Origin of the sequence: uncultured Capnocytophaga sp. (genome assembly GCF_937936315.1) — a bacterium.
In the GTDB taxonomy this organism is placed as follows: domain Bacteria; phylum Bacteroidota; class Bacteroidia; order Flavobacteriales; family Flavobacteriaceae; genus Capnocytophaga.
Window position 1 is genome coordinate 69996 of record NZ_CALGWU010000056.1, and the last position, 20779, is coordinate 90774.

A 20779-nucleotide genomic window follows, 5' to 3' on the forward strand; every position below is an offset into this window, starting at 1 on the left:
CAAATTTTCTTGCCTGTGCGGCTCGCACTTTATTTTCTCATTACCTCTACCCATTTGCCATTGGTGCGGGTGTTGTAGCGGTTGTTGTACATAGCTTCGGCATAAGTGCCTGGCAGATAGTACTTACCTGCATACGAGGCGTTGAGTTTGAGCTTGATATACTTGGTTTGTTTGGCTTTGAGCGATAAGTAGAAATTCGCACGGTCGTCACGGAAATCAGCGTAGTCTACATTGCTATTGCTGCTGCCCTCATCGTAATCGGTAAAGCGGGTATTTACAATTTCCCAACCTGAAGGGATAATTTGAGTGAGCGCTACATTCTCTACCGCCTCACCAGTGAGGTTGGTAATCTCAATAGTGGCAACAAACTGAGTGCTTTGGCGCAAATTGGTCACATCAAGTGTGTGTCCGTTGCTATCGCGGAAAGTGGTGCTAAGTGAAAGTCCGTTTTGCATAGCGAGTTCTTTGCCCACTGGCAATACGCCACTTGTGATGAGGCGTACATAAAGGGTTTGGTTACCATTGTTCTTCACTTGTAGGCTCTCATTGCCTTTAGCAGCAAGGGTTTTCTGTAGCATAGGCTCGGTAGCTTTAAGGTTTTCGGTTTTGCCACTGAGGGTATAGCTGGCATTGATGCTCCTGCCGCTCTTATTCACAGCCACATATTTTGCCATTGCATAGAGGGCATAAGCCGTGGTTTGGGTGCTGAGCCAATCGTTAGTAGAGAGTTTTTCGGCTATCTCTAATGCCCAGCGTCCTGCATCTTCTTTCCTGCCGATGAGCAAAGCGGTTTCCATTGCCATTGCCTTGTTGCGAAGTACAGAACCGTAATAGCTATAGGCATCATCGTCGATAGCAGTGGTTTGGAACAATTTTTCGGCAGTTTGTTTTTGTCCAGCAAGGGCGTAGGCAGCTGCCAAAGTGCGTTTGGCATTAGGAGTGAGCTCGCTGAGTTCACGCAAGCGGTTCATAGCCCCTATATTAGGATTTCCGGCAAGTGCCAAAGTATAGAGGCGATAGGCTTGGGCAAAATCGTTTTGGTATTTACCCTCATAACGCCATTGGCGCGCTTCACTATTTTGGTAGTTCAGCCAGCTCTGTTTGCTACCCGATGGCAATACATAGCCTTTTTTCTCGGCTTCTACAAAAAACTGACCTATATACGAAGTTACCCAATCATCGGCGTATTTACCGCCTTTCCAATAGGTGAAACCACCATTGGAGAGTTGGTTCTCGTGCAATTTGCTGATAGCTGCACTCACATTGCGGTTCACCTCATCGGCTTTTTCTTTAGAAAGGGTTACAAAATCACCTAAGAAAAGTTGCGGGAAAGCCCCCGAAGTAACTTGTTCGCCACAGCCGTGTGGATAGCTGATAAGATAACCCAAACGCTGGGTGAGGTTTACCCCTGGGAAGCTGGAAACTTCCAACACTGTTTTGGCTTTTTCGCCAAAGAGGTTGATATTGAGGTTGTGTGACTGTCCACCTTGCAATACGGCATTTTGTACTACATAAGTAACAGGGTTAGGGTTGTACACATCCATTTCTACCTCATAAGTAGATTTTTCTTTACCCGAAGTAGCGGTGATTTTCACTTTAGCGATACCTGTTTGAGCGGTGGTTTCGAGCTCAAAATAAGCCATTTGTTCGCCTGTTTTTTCAAAATGTAACTGCTGATTGTGTGTACCTACCACTTTAAACAAGCCATTAGTTTCTACTTGGAGAGACACGTTCTTCACTTGTTTTTCCATAGCAAAAACGGTTACCGGCAACACGATTTTCTCGTTAGGCACAGCTTTGCGCGGCAGGGAACCTAAAATTGATAGCGGACTTACCACAGGTATATCTTTTTTCTCGGCACTACCAAAAGCATTGGCGGCTACATCACTGGCGACTACCATCACACGAGCAGAGCCCATATAATTAGGAATTTTCACGGTATGAGCATTAGTAGCCCCTTTCTTGAGTTCAAACGGACCGCGGAAGATAACAAAAGGTTTGAATCGGTTTGCTTTTTGAGCATCGGCACCGCCTAAATCCTCGTCACCCCCTATGCTAAACGCCTGATTGATAGTTCCACCATAGGCGCCAATCACATCGTCGTACACGTCCCAAGTTTTTACACCTAAAGCTGTTTTGCTAAAGAAAGTATTCCAAGGGTTGGGGGTTTTGAAGCGGGTGAGGTTCAAGAGTCCGTCCTCCACAATCGCCACGGTATAAGTCATTGGTTTACCCGATTTCTCACTTACTTTGATGCTTACTTTTTGGTTAGGCGTCAAGCGGTCGGGCATTTGGATTACAGGGTTGAGCACTGTATTTTTATCTACCACTTTCACGGGAACAACTCCGTACAAGCGAATAGGCGCATCGTTGAGTGTTTTGTTGTGTGGCTGCAAAAGGGTAACGTAGAAATACACGTTAGGCGACATTTTATTGGTGATAGGCACCTCAAAAGTCGTTTCTTTGTTAGCAGTTTCTACCCAATAAGTTTCGAGTACATCGTTGCCATTTTCTACCGAAATAAGCGCACGTCCGCCTTTATCGGAAGGGAAAGTGATTTTGGCTTTTTCGCCTACGTTGTATTCTTTTTTGTTAGTACCCAAGGCGAGCATCACCGCTTCACTACCTTCACTGCCACGTGATTTGCCAGTCCAGTCACCCCAATCAAAATAAACCGTAGTACCACACTTATGACCGCTTTGGTTATCGCTGAGCATAATAAAATAGCGACCCCAGTCGGCATCAGGGATATTGAGGGTAAAGCGTCCTTTTCCGTTGCTATCGGTGGTGATATAGTCGGTTTTGTAAATAGCATTGCTACTACTGCTGTTGTAGGTAGAGATGTTTTGGTTAGAAGCATCCCACCACCAGTTCCAACCTACTTTATAAACAGTAACCGCTACAGTTCTGTTGCCCAATGGCTGTCCGTTTTCACTGAGCACTACCGCATCGAAAGTATGGTTTTGCTGGGTGTTGTAGTAGTCGTATTTGTTAGTTTCGGGCAAACGCAAGCCTACGTACTCACTGTAAGGAGAGAAAGAGGCGGTACTCACATCGGTGCTGAAGTCGCCACCGCTTTCGTTAGCTTGAGTGAGGAAGTTCACTTTTAGCATACCGGGGGCTTCTAAATCGTTCGTTCTGAAGTAGAAATTAGCATTCCCATTGCTATCGGTTTGTCCTTCGTACACGTTCATTTCTTCGCTCTCAAACTGGTAAGCGCGGTTGTTGAACACATATTTTTCATAGCCTTTAAAAGCGGTTTCTAAGGGGTAGAATTTTGCTTTTACATTTACCCCCGTATTGCCCGCAGGACTACCGTGTAACCACAACACCTGCAAGCGCACATTCTCGCCATTACCGCTGATGAGTTTGCCACTGAGGCTATTCTCAATCTTGAGTCGGTTAGGTTTGATAGTTTCTATTTTGATGCGTTTGCTAAACTTAGCAGCACCAGCCGAAATGGCAACACTCCAGTTGCCTGTAGGGGCATCGGCATTGGTTTTGAGTCCAAAAACGTATTGATTGGTAGGGTTGCTGGTTTGCATACGCTCAGCAATCACTTTGCCATAAGGGTCGGTAAAGCGGAGTTTGATAGGCAGTTTTTCAGGATTTTTTTGAGCAAAATCGTTTAAAATGAAACCTACATAGATACTATCACCAGGTCGCCATACACCGCGATCGGTATAGATAAAGCCGTTGAGCCCTTTCTGCAAGCGCATACCATCTACATCGTACTTGCTCACCGATTGAGGAGCGCCATCGTCTAACTTCACATAAGTAGTGAATTTATCTTTTTTCACTTTGGCAAAATAAGCACGATTGCTGAGGTCTAAACGCAATATGCCTTTGCTATCAGTTTTACCTTCTTGAATTTTTTGTTGTTGATAGCTAAATACCTCTACCACAGCTCCATCTACTGGTTTGGTAGTAAGGAGGTCGTTCACTATGATGGTAAAACTATTAGTTTGCCCTTTCTTTACAATCACCCCAAGATCACTGGCAAGTACATTGGTACCCACTGTTTTGCCATAGTAATAATTATCTTTACAAGGGCTGTCCTCATCTTCTTCCCAGTAGAATTCCTCGTCGTAATCGTAGTAATACTGTGCATAGTTCACATCATCGTCATTCAGAGGTTTTTCTTCAAATGAAAGGTCTAGAGGTTCTTCATTTTTAGTGCCACAAGCATAGAGTGAATAGTTTTTGGTCATCCCTAATTCTACGCGGTAAATCGCACCAGGTTCGGGGGTAATTACCGATGCTAAATCTAAGGAATAAGTATTCCACTCGTTCAGCGGATAAAGAGCCCCATCGTTCAGCTTCAGCACTTTGCGTGCAATAGGTTTGCCCACACGTTGTATATAGGAGCCTCCGCCTAAATCGTTATCTTGTAAAAATTGAAAAATATTGTTCTCAAAAATGCGATAAACAGTTATATTCACTGCGCGCAAGTTGATAGTTTGGAAATTAATTTTCAAATTTTGGGAGCTTGGCAGTATAGTACCGCTTTTGAGGAAGCGAATATCGGGTTTTTGTTGCAAGAATTTGATGTTGAAAGTTGCTTCTCTTTCTAAGCGATCGCCATAAATATTCTTGATACCTTTAGAAACATAAACCTTGTAATCCCCCTCTTTTTGTTCCTCGCGGAAGACTTTCAGCACGTTGCCATTTACACTGTATTTCAGTGCGGTATCAGTATTGCTGAGGCTTATGAGTCCTGTAAAATCTTGTTCTTTTTCCAAGGGGTCGGAGAAGTTTACACTAAACGACTGATTAGCGCCATCAGTACGGGCGTTTAGCGCTTTGAAGATTCCTTTTTGTGGAATAGTATAGGAGAATGGAATGAGGTTTTCCTGAGGAACATCCTTAGTATCCCATTTAATTTCAAGTGTTTGCTCTTTGTCTATACGTGGAATACTGTCAAAAATAATCACAAATTTGTTGTTAGTGCCTTGTGATTGGAATTTTACGGCTACTTTTTTGCCATTGAGGTTGGCTTTGAGCACATTTTTAACTGTTTCATAAGAGATTTGGTCGTTAGCCAAAAGTTCGGCATTGAGGAAGTAAAGGTTTTTATTGTACGACTGCAAATCGCCAGTTTTGATTCTAAAAGCCTGTTCTAAAGTTTTTACGGTAAAGTTGAAGAGTTCGAGTTCTTTTTTAGGTACGTCATAAAGTTTCTTTACGTTGAAAGAAATTTGATATTCAGTGTTTTGAGATAAGGGTTTATTGGGTACAAAGGCGATTTGCGACGGACTTTGGCACACCACTTTCCCTTCTACTTTAGGTGAAATTTCAAACAGATGGAGGTCGTTTATCTTGTCCATCTTTTCTTGTGATAGCGGTTCATTCAGTAGTATTTTAATCCCCGAATGGGCAGAAATCACCCCTGAGGTATACCCCGAAATATAATCTTTAAAAGCCAGTGGATCGCTGTTGAAATTGGCGTTTTTTTTACAAGCAACTGCTAATAATAATGCTAAGAGTACAAAGCCTATTTTTTTCATAGTTCGAAAAAATTAATATTGAGCGACAAAAGTAAGTAATAGTTAGCAAATTAGCAAATTTGGTAATTAATTAATAATTTGTACTTTTGCACTTCAAACTTTACCAAAGTTGAAAAAAAGTAAATCTGCTGATGATTAATAATATTAAAGAAATGACAAAAAAACTCCTCCTTTTCGCCTCTTTGCTGCTCATAATAGCCTGTGGTGACAAAAAAGAAAAAGAAATTGCAGCCATACCAATGTCGTTCGAGACCGTGCGATTAGATTCATTATTTGTAAAAACTCCCGATGCTCAGTTCCCCGCCTTGCGCCATCAGTATCCTTATTTTTTCACATCAAGTGTTAGTGATAGCGAGTGGGTGGAAATCAAGCGCAAGCCTATCTTCCCTGATTTGCCAGAGTTTTCGAATATCTACTACCACACTCTATATGGCGAAGTGGAAAAACAATTAGGAGATTTATCAGCCGAGAAGAAAGAACTCAACGGCTTGTTCCAACATATCAAGTACTATTTTCCTAAGTTTCAAGCGCCTAAAGTGGTAACCCTCCTCAGTAGGGTAGACTATGAGTCGCGTGTGATCTATGCCGATAGCCTCTTGCTCATAGGCACCGATAACTATTTGGGAACCAAACACCCTTTTTATCAAGATATGGAACAGTATATCGCTGCCGAGTTAGACAAAAAATACTTAGCAGTAGATGTTGCCGATGCTTTTGCCGATAAATTAGTGCCTCGTGCGGTGCATCTCACCTTTTTGGACAATATGATTTATGAAGGCAAAAAACTCTATTTAGAGCAACTGTTACTCCCCAAAAAATCGGCTGCTGATTTGTTGCGTTATACCGACCAGCAGTACGCGTGGGCAGAAGCCAATGAAGCTGAAATATGGCGTTATTTTATAGAAAAAGAGCTCCTTTATCAAACTGATAAGAAGCTCCTTACGCGTTTTCTTTATCCTGCACCTTTCTCTAAATTCTATTTGGAATTAGATAATGAATCGCCAGGGCAAATAGCAAAATTTATAGGGTTGCGCATCGTTCAGGCGTATGCCGAAAATCACAAAGAAGAACCATTAGTAAAGATTTTGGCAATGAACCCCGATACTCTCTTCAAACAATCACAGTACAAACCTAATAAGTAATAATGAAATTTTTATAGGGGTATTTGCAGCACATACCCAGCTATCGCTGGCTTTCCTACAAATTACCTCTTACCTCTTATCTCTTATCTCTTATCTCTTACCTCTTACCTCCTAAAACCTCTAAAACATTATCTAAAGCCTTAACCACTTCTTGTGAAGCGTCTAAGGTTACTAATTTGTGGCGATGTTCCTTAAAATTAGGGATTCCTTTAAAATAATTAGCATAGTGGCGGCGCATTTCCACCACCCCTTGGCGTTCACCTTTCCATTCTACCGACCATAACAAGTGGTTTTTAGCCGCTTCCACACGGTCGGCAATAGTAGGCGAGGGGAGGAGTTCGCCTGTGGCAAAATAGTGTTTGATTTCATTGAAAATCCACGGATAGCCAATAGCTGCGCGCCCTATCATAATACCATCGATACCATACTTATTGCGGTATTCTAAAGCCTTTTCGGGGCTATCAATATCGCCATTGCCAAAAATAGGAATGTGCATACGCGGGTTATTTTTCACTTTGGCAATATAACTCCAGTCCGAATGCCCTTTGTACATCTGGCTGCGGGTGCGCGCGTGAATAGTGAGTGCGCTAATGCCGACATCTTGAAGGCGTTCAGCCACTTCCTCTATGTTGATACTCTGTTCGTCCCAACCTAAACGTGTTTTCACGGTTACCGGCAAATCAGTACTGTTTACCACAGCTTTGGTAAGGCGAACCATCAAATCAATATCCTTGAGGACCCCAGCCCCAGCCCCTTTGCTCACTACTTTTTTCACAGGGCAACCAAAGTTGATATCCACCAAATCGGGATTTACAGTAGCTACAATTTTAGCGGAAAGAGCCATAGCCTCCTCATCTCCCCCAAAAATCTGTATTCCTACGGGGCGTTCATAGTCAAAAATATCCAATTTTTGTCGGCTTTTAATAGCGTCGCGTATCAAACCTTCCGATGAGATAAACTCGCTGTAGAGCATATCAGCGCCGTGCATTTTGCACAATCGGCGAAAAGGAGGGTCGCTCACATCTTCCATAGGAGCGAGCAGTAGTGGGAATTCTCCCAAGTCTATATTTCCTATTTTAGGCACTTTGTAATAATTTTATTTTCAAAGGCGCAAAGGTAGTGTGTAATTAGCAAATTAGCAAATTTACAAAAGCGAAGTATATGATAGGGAGGGGTGAGATTTTTAAAAAAGTAAAATTTACTTAAAAAAATCTTTAAAATTTTGCTACTTTAAAAAATAATTGTATTTTTACGCCCCAAAATTGGAGAGGAGTTTGAAGGTATTAGTCCTTTCCTTATCTACTAATCACTAACCCCTATTGTATAATGGAAGAAAATATCAGAGTACGTTATTCCGATAAGGAATTGGAAGAATTTAAGGCACTTATAGAGGAAAAAATCAAAAAAGCTCAAAACGACCTTGAACTCATCAGAAGTTCGTATATGAATAGTGCCACTAATGGTACCGACGATACTGCCCCTACTTTCAAAGCTTTTGAAGAGGGTTCTAAGGTGACCAGCAAAGAAGAAAACACGGCTTTAGCTATTCGCCAAGAGAAGTTTATTCGCGACCTTAAAAATGCGTTGATTCGCATCGAGAATAAAACCTATGGCATCTGCCGTGTAACAGGTAAACTTATTGATAAACGCAGATTGATGGCAGTGCCTCATGCTACCCTTAGCATCGAGGCTAAAAATATGCAATAAACTGATGACACTCACCGAGTATCTACACCAAGAAACTCAAATTTCCATCACAACACTTACCTCCCTAACGGCTCACCTATTCGAGCGGAGGGAGGTAAAGAAGTATGGTACTTTGCTCAAAGTGGGCACTACTTCAAAAGAGTTGTTCTATGTGGAAGAAGGCTTGTTGCGCTGTTTTTACTACAAAAAAAAGAAAGATATCACTCACAATTTTTTTCTCGAAAAGATGTTTTATTTTCCAGTGGAAAGCATCTATTTCAATCAATCTTCCCCCTTGTGTTTAGAAGCCTTAGAGGACAGTGTGGTGTGGGTAGCCAACTTTTCGGAAGTAGAACTCGTTGTAAATGAACATCAGGAATTAGAACGCCTGATGCGCCTGCTCTTGGTTTCAGCCATCAAATCACTCACCGAGCGGCTGTACCTCGTAAAGTTCCAAACCGCCCAAGAGCGTTACCAATGGCTGCTAAACAACTACCCCCAAATACTCCTCCGCGCTCCCTTAGGGCATATTGCCTCGTTGTTAGGCATTACCCAGCAAACCCTCAGCGTTATCAGAGCAAACCTCTTAACCCCTGTTCCCTAACCACTAACCCTAAAATCCTATGACCTACCGTCTTGCCTCTCTCGCCGATGCCCGCAAAGTAGCTACTGTGCTCACCGATGCTTTTGCTAATTACAATATGTATCGCACGGTGCTCAACTCTTTTTTCACTACCGATAGCAAGTATATCGACTATCTGAACAAATTGCATTATGTGCAAGTGATGAGCAATATCCGCAAGGGCTATTGCCTGATAGCCGAAGAAAATGGCGAAATTATAGCTGTTGCCGTGATGCAATCACTGCACCACACCCGTATTACCCTTTGGGACTACTTGCGTTCAGGAGCTTTTGCACTTTGGCGTTATGTTAAACCTACTCAATGCTTCCTGCCATTTTTAGACAAGAGCAGCGAGTACGCCAAAAAACAAACTTCTGAAAACAGATGGTATTTAGAGAGTTTTGTAGTGAGTCCCGCGTGGCAAGGCAAACACATAGGAGGTAAGTTTTTAGACGAAGCCGTTTTGCCTTTAGTAGCACGTGAAGGAGGAAGCCAACTCAGTTTGGTCACCAATACCGCAATGAATGTATTTTTCTACCAAAAACACAGTTTTGAGCAAATTCACCAAACCAAAATAGGAGGTGTAGATGTTTGGACGATGCTGGCGGAAGTAAAGAGTGAAAAGTAAATTTATTAAAATTCTCATTATTTTCAAACTAATGTGTGAGACTTTAACTGTAATTTGTATTCAACTAAAACTAAAAAATGGATGTTTTTAACCTTTCTGTAGCTCCAATACCACAACTGCGCATTGCCTTTATAGGCGTAGGAGTGCGCGGTATTGAGGCAGTGAAACGCTATTTGCAGTTAGAGGTGCAAATAGTAGCCATAGCTGAGGTAGGCGCAGAAGCTATGCAAAAAGTGAAAGCCCTCACAGCTCATCTACCCGTACAGCCAGCCTATTATACCGCTTCTGATGACTGGCAAAAATTATGTGAACTCCCTAATATTGATCTTCTTTATATTTCAACCCCTTGGCAACAACACGCCCCTATGGCTATCTATGCGATGCAATGTGGCAAACACGTGGCTATTGAAGTGCCTCTGGCGATGACCATAGCCGACTGTAAGCGTATAGTGCGCACAGCTGAAGAAACACAACGGCACTGTATGATGCTTGAGAATGTGTGTTATGACCACTTCGAATTGATGACTATTGAGCTGGTAAAACAGGGCAAATTGGGCGAATTAGTACACGCAGAGGGAGCTTATATACACGATTTACGGCATTTGAACTTTAGGCAGACAGACCGCGATATAGAGCGAGGCAAGTGGCGAATGCAGTACAGCAAAACCTTTGAGGGCAATCCTTATCCTACGCATGGCATCTCACCTATTTGTCAAGCAATGGGCATACTGCGTACCGACCGTTTAGAGAGCCTTGTCTCGATGTCGTCTTTAGCAGTAGGGATGCGCGAATATGCCGAGGCGCATTTTGGCAAAAATTCGGCAGAAGCTCAAGCTCACTACACAGGCGATATGAACATAAGTCTGTTGCGCACCGCCAAAGGCAAAACAATAATATTACAACATGATGTCACCAATCCGCGTCCGTACTCGCGTATTTTTATGCTCAGTGGTACTAAGGGATTTGTACAGAAATACCCTACCCCTCAACTTTATTTTGACGATAGAGAGGAAAAACAACTTACTCCTGATGAAATTACGGCCTATTTAGAGGAACACGAACATCCTTACTACCGCGAAACAGCCTACCTGCGCACACTACTTCCTGACCAAAAACCTATGGACATCGTAATGGATTACCGCTTGGTGTACTGCCTGAAGAATGGCTTACCATTAGACCAAAATGTATATGATGGCGCCCTATGGTCGTGCATAGCAGAACTTACTCAGCAATCAATAGCAGGAGGAAATTGTGTCGTGCTATTTCCAGAGTTTTAAAAATCAAAAAATATTTTTTACCTTTGCCCCAAACTAATGTCTAACGACTAAAAACTAAGTATATGAAATTCAACGAGTACAAACACTTAGATCTTACTAAGATAGCAGAAGAAATATTGGCTTTTTGGAAAGCCGCTAACATCTTTGAGCAGAGTATCACCTCACGCGAGGGGGCAGCTCCGTTCGTGTTTTTTGAAGGACCACCATCTGCCAATGGAGTGCCTGGTATTCACCACGTGATGGCGCGCTCTATTAAGGATATTTTCTGCCGTTATAAAACTCAGAAAGGATTTCAAGTAAAACGCAAAGCAGGTTGGGATACCCACGGATTGCCCGTAGAATTGGGGGTAGAGAAAGAACTCGGCATTACCAAAGAAGATATAGGCAAAAAAATAAGCGTAGAGGACTATAACAAGGCTTGTAAGGAAGCCGTGATGCGCTATACCGATATCTGGAATGACCTTACCGAAAAAATAGGCTATTGGGTGGATATGGAAGACCCTTATATCACCTATAAACCCAAATATATGGAAAGCGTGTGGTGGCTTTTGAAACAACTCTACAATAAACAGTTACTCTACAAAGGCTATACCATTCAGCCTTATTCGCCTAACGCAGGAACTGGCTTGTCATCGCACGAGCTGAACCAACCTGGTTGCTATCGCGATGTGAGCGATACTACGGTTGTGGCGCAGTTCAAAGTAAAAGCGTTAGCAGCAGCGGCAAGTAAAGCATTGGGTAACCCTACAGCACCTATCCATATCCTCGCTTGGACGACCACCCCTTGGACGCTGCCTTCTAACACTGCATTGGCAGTAGGTAAAGAGATTGACTACGTACTGGTAAAAACCTTTAATCAATACACTTTTGAACCGATTACCATCATCATTGGCAAACCGCTTTTGGCAAAACAGTTCGGCAAGAAATTCGCAGAGGGCGATGCAGCTGCTTTGGCGGCTTATACGCCTGAGAGTAAGACAATTCCTTACCAAATTATAGGGGAATGCAAAGGCGCAGACCTCGTGGGTACTACTTATGAGCAACTCATTCCTTGGTGCGCTCCTGCTGAAAATGCCGACCAAGCTTTCCGCGTGATTGCAGGTGACTTTGTTACGACCGATGACGGTACAGGTATCGTACATATCGCGCCTACTTTTGGTGCGGACGACGCCCGCGTAGCCAAAGAATACGGCGTGCCCCCAATGCTCGTGAAAGATGCGCACGGCAATTTGATTCCGCTGGTAGATTTGCAAGGAAAATTCATTGAAGGACACAATATTCCTGAGGCTTTTGCTGGTAAATACATCAAAAATGAGTATTACGATGCAGGGCAAGCGCCTGAAAAATCGTGGGATGTGAGCTTGGCTATCCTCCTCAAAGAAGAAAACAAAGCCTTCAAAGTAGAAAAATACGTACACAGCTATCCGCACTGTTGGCGTACTGATAAACCCGTGTTGTACTACCCGCTCGACTCGTGGTTCGTACGCGTAACCGATTTCAAAGAGCGTATGTTCGACCTCAATGAAACCATCAACTGGAAACCTAAGGCTACTGGTGAAGGGCGTTTTGGCAACTGGCTAAAAAATGCCAACGACTGGAACCTTTCGCGTTCGCGCTATTGGGGTATCCCGTTACCTATTTGGCGTACAGACGATAAACAAGAGGAAATCTGCATAGGCTCCGTAGAGGAACTAAAAGTCGAAATACAAAAAGCTATTGCAGCGGGCGTAATGACTACCGACCCTTATAAAGATTTTGTAGTGGGCGACAACTCCGAAAGCAATTACGACAAGGTAGATTTACACAAAAATATCGTAGATAACATAGTGCTCGTATCGCCATCAGGCAAGCCAATGCACCGCGAAAGTGACCTTATTGACGTGTGGTTCGACTCTGGGTCTATGCCGTATGCACAATGGCACTATCCTTTTGAAAACAAGGACTATATAGAAAACCACACTGCCTATCCAGCCGACTTTATTGCTGAAGGGGTAGACCAAACACGCGGTTGGTTCTATACACTTCACGCTATTGGTACTTCGGTATTCAACAGCGTGGCGTACAAAAACGTAGTGTCTAACGGACTAGTGCTTGACAAGAACGGACAAAAGATGTCGAAACGCTTGGGCAATGCGGTAGACCCCTTCACTACCATAGCCGAGTATGGCGCCGATGCCACTCGCTGGTATATGATTTCCAACGCAAACCCTTGGGACAACCTCAAATTCGACTTGGAAGGGGTAGCCGAAGTGCGCCGTAAATTCTTTGGTACACTCTACAACACCTATTCATTCTTTGCGCTCTATGCCAATACCGACAGCTTCACTTATGCAGAAGCCGATATACCACTAGCTGAACGCCCTGAAATAGACCGCTGGATACTTTCGGAACTCAATACCCTTATCAAAGAAGTAGATGCCCTCTATGCCGATTATGAGCCTACCCGCGCTACGCGTGCTATCTCCGATTTTGTACAAGAAAACCTCAGTAACTGGTACGTGCGCTTGTCACGTCGCCGTTTCTGGAAAGGTGAATACGAAGCCGATAAGATAGCCGCTTACCAAACGCTTTACACCTGTCTGGTAACCATCGCTAAACTGATGGCGCCTGTAGCGCCTTTCTATGCCGATAGATTGTACAAAGACTTGGTGAGTGTTACCGGTAAAGAAAACAAAGAAAGTGTACACCTTACTGATTTCCCAGTGGCTAATGAAAGCTACATCGATAAGTCTTTAGAAAGCAAGATGCAGAAAGCGCAGACTATCTCGTCCTTAGTACTATCATTGCGCAAGAAAGAAAGCATCAAGGTGCGTCAGCCATTGCAAAAGATAATGATACCGATAGCGAACGCCACTGAGCGTGCTGAAATAGAAGCCGTAGCAAACCTCATCAAGCACGAGGTGAATGTGAAGGAAATAGAACTCTTGGAAGATGCCTCAGGTATATTGGTAAAACAAATCAAACCGAACTTCAAGACCTTAGGACCTAAATTCGGTAAGGATATGAAAGCCATTGCCACAGCGGTACAAGAGTTTGGACAAGCGGAAATAGCACAGTTTGAAAAAGCACAAACGTACAGCTTGCAACTGCCCGACAAAACGGTTACTTTGAGTTTGGACGACGTAGAAATCAGTACCCAAGATATAGAAGGCTGGTTGGTAGCCACCGCTGGCAGTCTGTTGGTAGCCTTAGATATTCACATTACCCCCGAACTGCGCCAAGAAGGTATCGCTCGTGAGTTGGTGAACCGCATTCAGAATATCCGTAAGGACAATGATTACGACATCACTGACCGCATACAAATACGCCTCCAAGCGCACCCTGCCCTACAAGAGGCTGTAACTGCCAACGAGGCTTATATCAAGAATGAAACCCTTACTGATAGTATCACTTTTGTAGATAGCCTAACGGAGGGTGAAGAAATAGCCTTCGATGAAGTAACAACAAGAATAGTAGTTGCAAAATCATAAGTTAATGATACACTTTGCCAAAGGTGCAAGCCATATAGGCTGAAACCTTTGGCAAAGTTTTTTTAATATCTTATTATTAAGAATGAAAAAGATATTAGTAATACTTGCTTTTATAGGCTTATCAAGCTGCCAAGAACAGAGAACCCCTGAAAAGAGCGCTGAAGAACGAACAGAACAAACTAAAGTTACTGAGGTAGAGAACCCTGAGGAAGCAAGACTTAAAAGGTATCTGACTTTTAAATCGTACTTTAAAAAAGAAATAAAACTTCCTGCAGATTTCACTAAAGAAATTCTTGGAAATAGAGAGGACACCTTGCCAAGAACATTGTACAATCAAATTATTTTCTCTGACCAAGAAAGAAACAACATTCAAGAATATGCAAAGTTTTACACTCCTGATGGTGAGCTTATAGATAGGGTTAATACCTATGGTATTTTAGATACAACTTTTTTTAATGGAGGGTGTAATACACATAAAGAAAAATTTCAACCCAAACTATATCCTCTTGGGCATATAAATTTATCTGGAGAATATGATGTTTTTGTACTAAAAACAAGTCATATAGATTTGATATTCATTGATTTTTTTGTTTTTAATAAAGAAGGAAATATCAAGTCGTTTGTAAGTGTATTTGAGATGGAACCTTCTAGAGATTGTGAAAAAACTTGGGAAGATTTTGTTCACAATTACAAAGTAGATACTTATTTTATACAATCACGAATACAAAAAAATCGGATTATTAAGTGGACTGAAAAAAGATTTGGTATGACTATTAAAGTAGAATGGCAGCTACAAAAAGATGGCTATTTTAAAGTAATGAAATTAAAAAAGGAAGGTAAAAATGAATGGCTTGAAGATTAGTACATTCAAAAAGAATAGTAGCTACAAAATTGTAGGTGTGAGTCGCACTTAGGTGTACCACAATAGAAAGTTAAACATCTTATTATTAAGAATGAAAAAGATATTAGTAATACTTGCTTTTATAGGCTTATCAAGCTGCCAAGAACAGAGAACCCCTGAAAAGAGCGCTGAAGAACGAACAGAACAAACTAAAGTTACTGAGGTAGAGAACCCTGAGGAAGCAAGACTTAAAAGGTATCTGACTTTTAAATCGTACTTTAAAAAAGAAATAAAACTTCCTGCAGATTTCACTAAAGAAATTCTTGGAAATAGAGAGGACACCTTGCCAAGAACATTGTACAATCAAATTATTTTCTCTGACCAAGAAAGAAACAACATTCAAGAATATGCAAAGTTTTACACTCCTGATGGTGAGCTTATAGATAGGGTTAATACCTATGGTATTTTAGATACAACTTTTATTGATGCAGGTTGTAATACACACAAAGAAAAGTTCGATGGAAAGCTATATCCTCTTGGGCATATAAAATTATCTGAAGAATATGATACTTTTGTAACAAAGGTATGTGAGATAGATATTATATATATTGATATTTTTGTTTTTAGTAAGGAAGGAAATATCAAGTCATTTGTAAGTGTATTTGAAATAGAACCTTCTAGAGATTGTGAAAAAACTTGGGAAGATTTTGTTTACAATTACAAAGTAGATACTTACTTTATACAATCGCGAATACAAAAAAATCATATTATTAAGAGGACTGAAAAAAGATTTGGTATGACTATCAAGACAGAATGGCAGCTACAAAAAGATGGTTATTTTAAAGTAATGAAATTAAAAAAGGAAGGTAAAAATGAATGGCTTGAAGATTAGTACATTCAAAAAGAATAGTAGCTACAAAATTGTAGGTGTGAGTCGCACTTAGGTGTACCACAATAGAAAGTTAAACATCTTATTATTAAGAATGAAAAAGATATTAGTAATACTTGCTTTTATAGGCTTATCAAGCTGCCAAGAACAGAGAACCCCTGAAAAGAGCGCTGAAGAACGAACAGAACAAACTAAAGTTACTGAGGTAGAGAACCCTGAGGAAGCAAGACTTAAAAGGTATCTGACTTTTAAATCGTACTTTAAAAAAGAAATAAAACTTCCTGCAGATTTTACTAAAGAAATTTATGGTAGTAGAGAGGATACTTTGCCTAAAGCGCTGTACAACCAAATTATTTTCTCTGACCAAGAAAGAAACAACATTCAAGAATATGGGAAGTTCTATAGTTCAGATGGAGATCTTATAGATTGGTCTGATACTTATGGCATTTTGGATACAATGCCTTCTAATGCAGGAAGCTATAGGCATAAAGAAAATTTTCAACCCAAACTATATCCTCTTGGGTATATAAATTTATCTGAAGAATATGATGCTTTTGTACTAAAAACAAGTCATATAGATTTAATATTTATTGATATTTTTGTTTTTAGTAAGGAAGGAAATATCAAATCATTTGTAAGTGTATTTGAGATGGATCCTTTGAGAGATTGTGAAAAAACTTGGGAAGATTTTGTTTACAATTATAAGGTAGATACCTTTTTCTTCCAATCGCGAATACAAAAAAATCATATTATTAAGAGGACTGAAAAAAGATTTGGTATGACTATCAAGACAGAATGGCAGCTACAAAAAGATGGTTATTTTAAAGTAATGAAATTAAAAAAGGAAGGTAAAAATGAATGGCTTGAAGATTAGTACATTCAAAAGTATAAATTTATAAATAAAAAGAATTATTACAAACATTTGAAAGAATGTCTAGAAATAACAACAAGAATAGTAGTTGTAAAATCGTAGGTGTGAACCGCACTGGCGTACTACGATAAAAAGTTAAACACTTTGCCAAATTTTAGCCCGTGCGGCTCGACTTTTGGTAAAGTGTTTTTTACTAGAGAGAAAGGAAATGATATAAAATAGTACTTATGTTTTTAAAATGCAATGATAAAAAAATTGAATTACATCCTACTGTGTGGGAATATCTATATCCCTATCTTTTAAGATTTTCGATAAAACACAATATTGACTGGACTATCTGGAAAGCAAAAGATGTAGTGTATATACCAGAAGATAAGAGAGAAGAGTTAATATTTATGTTAGAATATATTTTTGAAGAACTTATGGTAGAGTGTTATAAAGAACCTACACAAAGACAAAGAACAAAACATTCTACAAGGTTTGAAAATGTGGTTTTTAAAGATAAAAAATATATCTTAAACTATGTAACAGATATTATTGGAATCATTGGTTATTGGCTTATATATATGATAAATGCTTTGTCTTAGAATTTAAATACTACAAAACATAAACTTTAAAAGCTAATGTAATGAAAATAAAATATTCTGATTATCAATTACTTTTGTAGTATTTTATGTATAGGCGTTTGGCAAACGCCCACACAAAACAAAACTTTTTCATTACCTTCTTTATATTTTTTCTTCAGTAGTACCTAAACCCCCTTTGTAAAATAACCAAATAAGAAATATTTCTATGAGTTTTGCTAATGATATTAAGAACCTAAACAGTTTTTTAAAAGAGCAAGGTTTTTTGGCTGTACCGATGAATTACAATAACCTTCGTTCGTGGGTAAAGGAATTGGATAGCGAACACTTGGTTTATATGTATGTTTACGTCGGTCAGTACAAACAACATAGCCAAGATGGTTTTCTTATTGTATCGCCTCCACGTGATAACGATGATGTTTGGGAACGTACCTCCTTAGCTTTTGGGATTCCTTTAGATGAAAACTTTGAGTTAGGTTCAGGGTTTTATGACAAATACATCAATAGACTTACCAATCTATTGCCCAGTGCCGTTTGCTTAAAAGAAGCTGTTATCAATGAGATGCACAACCCCAGTGAGATTGCAACAAAAGGTATTAATACCGCTAAAATATTAGCTACTCGTTATATGAGAGTTGTACAAGCTTTTCGCGATTTGCAGAAAGCGCCTAATTTTACTGAACTCTGCCAAATTAGCAAAGAAACGTGGTTAAAAAAGAAGAAAATCTATTGGTTAGAAGAAGATTTGGGCAAGAAATATCTTGCCCCCTATGCTGATGATATTATAAAACAATATCCTGATACTTATACCGAAAGGCTTAGTATTATTTTGGCTACTTATAGTGTTTTTAGGTAGTACCTTCTAAATTTTAAAACCTAATGCGATGAAAATAAAATCTTTTTTCTGTGTTTTACTCTTAATTGTGAGTGTGTATGCTTATGCACAAGGGGAAGCTGCTGGCAATGATTGGACTAAAATGGGTTTAAAAGGCAAGGTAAAATCAGTGAAAACTTCTATTTATTTTGCTGAGGAAAAAGGCAATGATTTTGCCAAAGGGTCTACTCTCTCTCAAGGCATTTACCCTGTTAAAAAAATTAAACAGTACAGCGAAATGGAACGAATGGGAGTAAAAGCTTTCTTCATACAGTTTTTAGTAAACATTATCCCTTCGGCTATTACCTTTGATAAAAATGGTTTTATAACTGAAAAATGGCGCTATGATGATATATTTCCTAAAAAAATAGTATATACTTACGACAAAAAGAATCGCCTTATTGATAAATCGACGTTTGTAGATGAGGTTTTAGAGACAAAGGATACGCTTGTCTATAACACCAAAGGACAATTGGAGAAAGAAATACTTGACCTAAAAACAAAAGATGAAACAATCTACACTTATACTTATAATGTTGATGGAGAGCTTATTCAAAGGAATTTTAAAAGAACTGAAGATCTCCCTTTGTTTAAAGAAATATACATTTATAACAATAAAAGACTTGTAAATAAGGAAGTTTACCAATTCGACCGACTTATATGGCGAGGGCTTTATGAATAAGGAGCAGAAGGAGAGCTTATTAAAGCCATTTCGCAGAAAATAGACGACTTTATATGGCACTCTAAATATACTTATGACCAGAACAACCAGCTGAAAGAGGAATATCTTTTGATAAATGAGAGTGAAAATAATGGATTTTTAAACAAATTCGGTTCAGATAGGCGTCTCACCTATCATTTGACGTTTTCTACCGATTATCTTTGTGAGTACAAATATACCGATGATGCACAAGGCAATTGGATAAAGATGATTACTTATGAAAATGGGGTTCCTATGCTTTATGTAGAGCGAAAAATAGAGTACTTTAAGTAAAACACATTAACTGATGAGAAATTCTTCTACCTTACATTTTATGTATCCAAAATTCGGGGTTGAGTCGTGTGGTGTTTTTGTATAAAAAGAACTTCATTTCGGTTTTGCCATTGTTATCGGTGAAGATTTTACCTAACGCTTCTTTGGCTTTTACCTTATCTCCTTTCTTCACATATACATCGGTAAGGTTGTAATAAATAGTAATATAATTCCCGTGGCGCACTTGCACTACTTTGTTGCTACCGGGGATAGATTGTATCGCCGATACTTCACCTTCAAACACACAACGGGCTTCAGCGCCTTTTTCGGTGGCGATGGTTACCCCATTGTTATAGTGTTGTAATTCAGGGTATACGGGGTCGTAGTACACGCCAAAACCTTGTGATTTATACCCTTTCACTACAGGCCATATCAAGTTGCCTTTGTTGGCTTCAAAACTATCGGCGACACGGCGAGACTCGGGGGTGAGGACAAAAGTTACCTCGGCATCAGAAGCTGATGGAGGGGTAGAGGTGGTCATTCCGCCTTGTGATTGCGCATTGCCTTTGCCTCGGTTGAGGGCTGCCAAACGCTCTTTTTCACGTTTGTTAGCCTCGATAATTGCCAAGCGGATGAGGCGTTGTATTTCGCGGTCGATGGCGTTGGCTTGTTTTTGTTTTTCGCGTATTTGAGCTTCGTAACTGCGTTCTACTGTGCGTATATTAGCCGCAAGGGTTTCTAATTCCTTTTTCTCAGTCTGCAAGGTAGCTTGCTCTTGGCGTTGTTCCTCAAGCACTTGGTTTTTAGTATTCCGTTGCGCTATGAGGGTATCGTTGAGGCTCTTAATCTTATTGGTTTTTGTTTGTATAAGTGTAACTTGTTCTTTGCGGTAGTTCACGTACTGTTTCATATAAGCCAAACGTTTGTAGGCTTGTGAGAAACTTTCGGATGAGAGCAAGAAGAGCAATCGGTTTTGAGCGGATTTACTTTTGTACGACTGCTTGATAATTTTGGCGTATTCGCCTTTGTGGTATTCTAATTCTTTTTTGAGGGTGCGCATTTGCTCCTCGTTATCGGCGATTTCTTTAGAAAGCAGATTTGCCTGCTGCTGATTGATTTGTATCAGGCGGGTGCGTGCTAATATCTTCTCGTTAGCAACTTCTATCTGCTGAACGGTGGTTTTGTGTTGCTGACTTTGTTGTTGGCGCAATGCCGACATCTCCTTGATTTGTTCAAGCAATGCCTTTTTGCGTTGTTCTAATTCTTTTTGCTTGGTTTGTGCTGTGAGCAGTAGCGGGAAGCAAAGCAAAAGCAGTATGATTTTTAGTATATTCATAGGTCGTAGCACGACAGCCAGTTTAACGTATTTTCAACTTTGCCAAATTTTCTTGCTTGTGCGGCTCGCACCTTTGGCA

16 protein-coding genes are annotated in these 20779 nt (G+C 40.4%); 13 read left to right on the plus strand and 3 right to left on the minus strand.

What is annotated here, in order from left to right:
* Positions 1-29: 29 nt before the first annotated feature.
* Positions 30-5507, minus strand: a complete 5478-nt coding sequence (locus Q0162_RS10505) for an alpha-2-macroglobulin (protein ID WP_297891387.1) — start codon at positions 5505-5507, stop codon at positions 30-32.
* Positions 5508-5659: 152 nt separating this feature from the next.
* On the opposite strand from Q0162_RS10505, the gene Q0162_RS10510 reads away from it, so the two are divergent.
* Positions 5660-6649 carry a gliding motility lipoprotein GldB gene (locus Q0162_RS10510; protein WP_297891390.1) on the plus strand — a complete coding sequence of 330 codons (990 nt, stop codon included), beginning with the start codon at positions 5660-5662 and terminating at the stop codon, positions 6647-6649.
* 97 nt (positions 6650-6746) lie between these two features.
* On the opposite strand, the gene dusB is transcribed toward Q0162_RS10510, so the two are convergent.
* The gene (dusB, locus tag Q0162_RS10515; protein WP_297891393.1) at positions 6747-7733 is read right to left on the minus strand and encodes a tRNA dihydrouridine synthase DusB; all 987 of its coding nucleotides are present in this window, start codon (positions 7731-7733) and stop codon (positions 6747-6749) included.
* A 242-nt stretch (positions 7734-7975) separates the two neighbouring features.
* Between dusB and Q0162_RS10520 the strand changes: the two genes are divergently transcribed.
* The 12 genes from Q0162_RS10520 to Q0162_RS10575 all read left to right on the plus strand — a co-directional run bounded on the left by Q0162_RS10520 (position 7976) and on the right by Q0162_RS10575 (position 19385).
* Positions 7976-8356 carry a TraR/DksA C4-type zinc finger protein gene (locus tag Q0162_RS10520; protein WP_278637374.1) on the plus strand — a complete coding sequence of 127 codons (381 nt, stop codon included), beginning with the start codon at positions 7976-7978 and terminating at the stop codon, positions 8354-8356.
* A 4-nt stretch (positions 8357-8360) separates the two neighbouring features.
* Positions 8361-8939 carry a Crp/Fnr family transcriptional regulator gene (locus Q0162_RS10525; protein WP_297891399.1) on the plus strand — a complete coding sequence of 193 codons (579 nt, stop codon included), beginning with the start codon at positions 8361-8363 and terminating at the stop codon, positions 8937-8939.
* 19 nt (positions 8940-8958) lie between these two features.
* On the plus strand, positions 8959-9585 hold the full coding sequence (locus Q0162_RS10530) for a GNAT family N-acetyltransferase (RefSeq protein ID WP_297891402.1): 627 nt from the start codon (positions 8959-8961) through the stop codon (positions 9583-9585).
* Between the two features lie 77 nt (positions 9586-9662).
* On the plus strand, positions 9663-10862 hold the full coding sequence (locus Q0162_RS10535; RefSeq protein WP_297891405.1) for a Gfo/Idh/MocA family oxidoreductase: 1200 nt from the start codon (positions 9663-9665) through the stop codon (positions 10860-10862).
* 62 nt (positions 10863-10924) lie between these two features.
* Entirely contained in the window at positions 10925-14332 is a 3408-nt protein-coding gene (gene ileS / locus Q0162_RS10540; RefSeq protein ID WP_297891407.1) for an isoleucine--tRNA ligase, read from the plus strand.
* 82 nt (positions 14333-14414) lie between these two features.
* Positions 14415-15194 carry a hypothetical protein gene (locus tag Q0162_RS10545; protein ID WP_297891410.1) on the plus strand — a complete coding sequence of 260 codons (780 nt, stop codon included), beginning with the start codon at positions 14415-14417 and terminating at the stop codon, positions 15192-15194.
* Between the two features lie 91 nt (positions 15195-15285).
* Positions 15286-16065 carry a hypothetical protein gene (locus Q0162_RS10550; RefSeq protein ID WP_297891413.1) on the plus strand — a complete coding sequence of 260 codons (780 nt, stop codon included), beginning with the start codon at positions 15286-15288 and terminating at the stop codon, positions 16063-16065.
* A 91-nt stretch (positions 16066-16156) separates the two neighbouring features.
* On the plus strand, positions 16157-16936 hold the full coding sequence (locus tag Q0162_RS10555) for a hypothetical protein (protein WP_297891416.1): 780 nt from the start codon (positions 16157-16159) through the stop codon (positions 16934-16936).
* Between the two features lie 224 nt (positions 16937-17160).
* Positions 17161-17520 carry a transporter gene (locus tag Q0162_RS10560; protein WP_095901302.1) on the plus strand — a complete coding sequence of 120 codons (360 nt, stop codon included), beginning with the start codon at positions 17161-17163 and terminating at the stop codon, positions 17518-17520.
* Positions 17521-17725: 205 nt separating this feature from the next.
* A complete protein-coding gene (locus tag Q0162_RS10565; protein WP_297891419.1) occupies positions 17726-18373 on the plus strand; it encodes a hypothetical protein in 648 nt (215 codons plus the stop codon).
* A gap of 28 nt (positions 18374-18401) precedes the next feature.
* Entirely contained in the window at positions 18402-19073 is a 672-nt protein-coding gene (locus Q0162_RS10570) for a hypothetical protein (protein ID WP_297891421.1), read from the plus strand.
* 108 nt (positions 19074-19181) lie between these two features.
* A complete protein-coding gene (locus Q0162_RS10575) occupies positions 19182-19385 on the plus strand; it encodes a hypothetical protein (protein ID WP_297891422.1) in 204 nt (67 codons plus the stop codon).
* Positions 19386-19416: 31 nt separating this feature from the next.
* On the opposite strand, the gene Q0162_RS10580 is transcribed toward Q0162_RS10575, so the two are convergent.
* The gene (locus Q0162_RS10580) at positions 19417-20700 is read right to left on the minus strand and encodes a peptidoglycan DD-metalloendopeptidase family protein (protein ID WP_297891423.1); all 1284 of its coding nucleotides are present in this window, start codon (positions 20698-20700) and stop codon (positions 19417-19419) included.
* Positions 20701-20779: the final 79 nt, after the last annotated feature.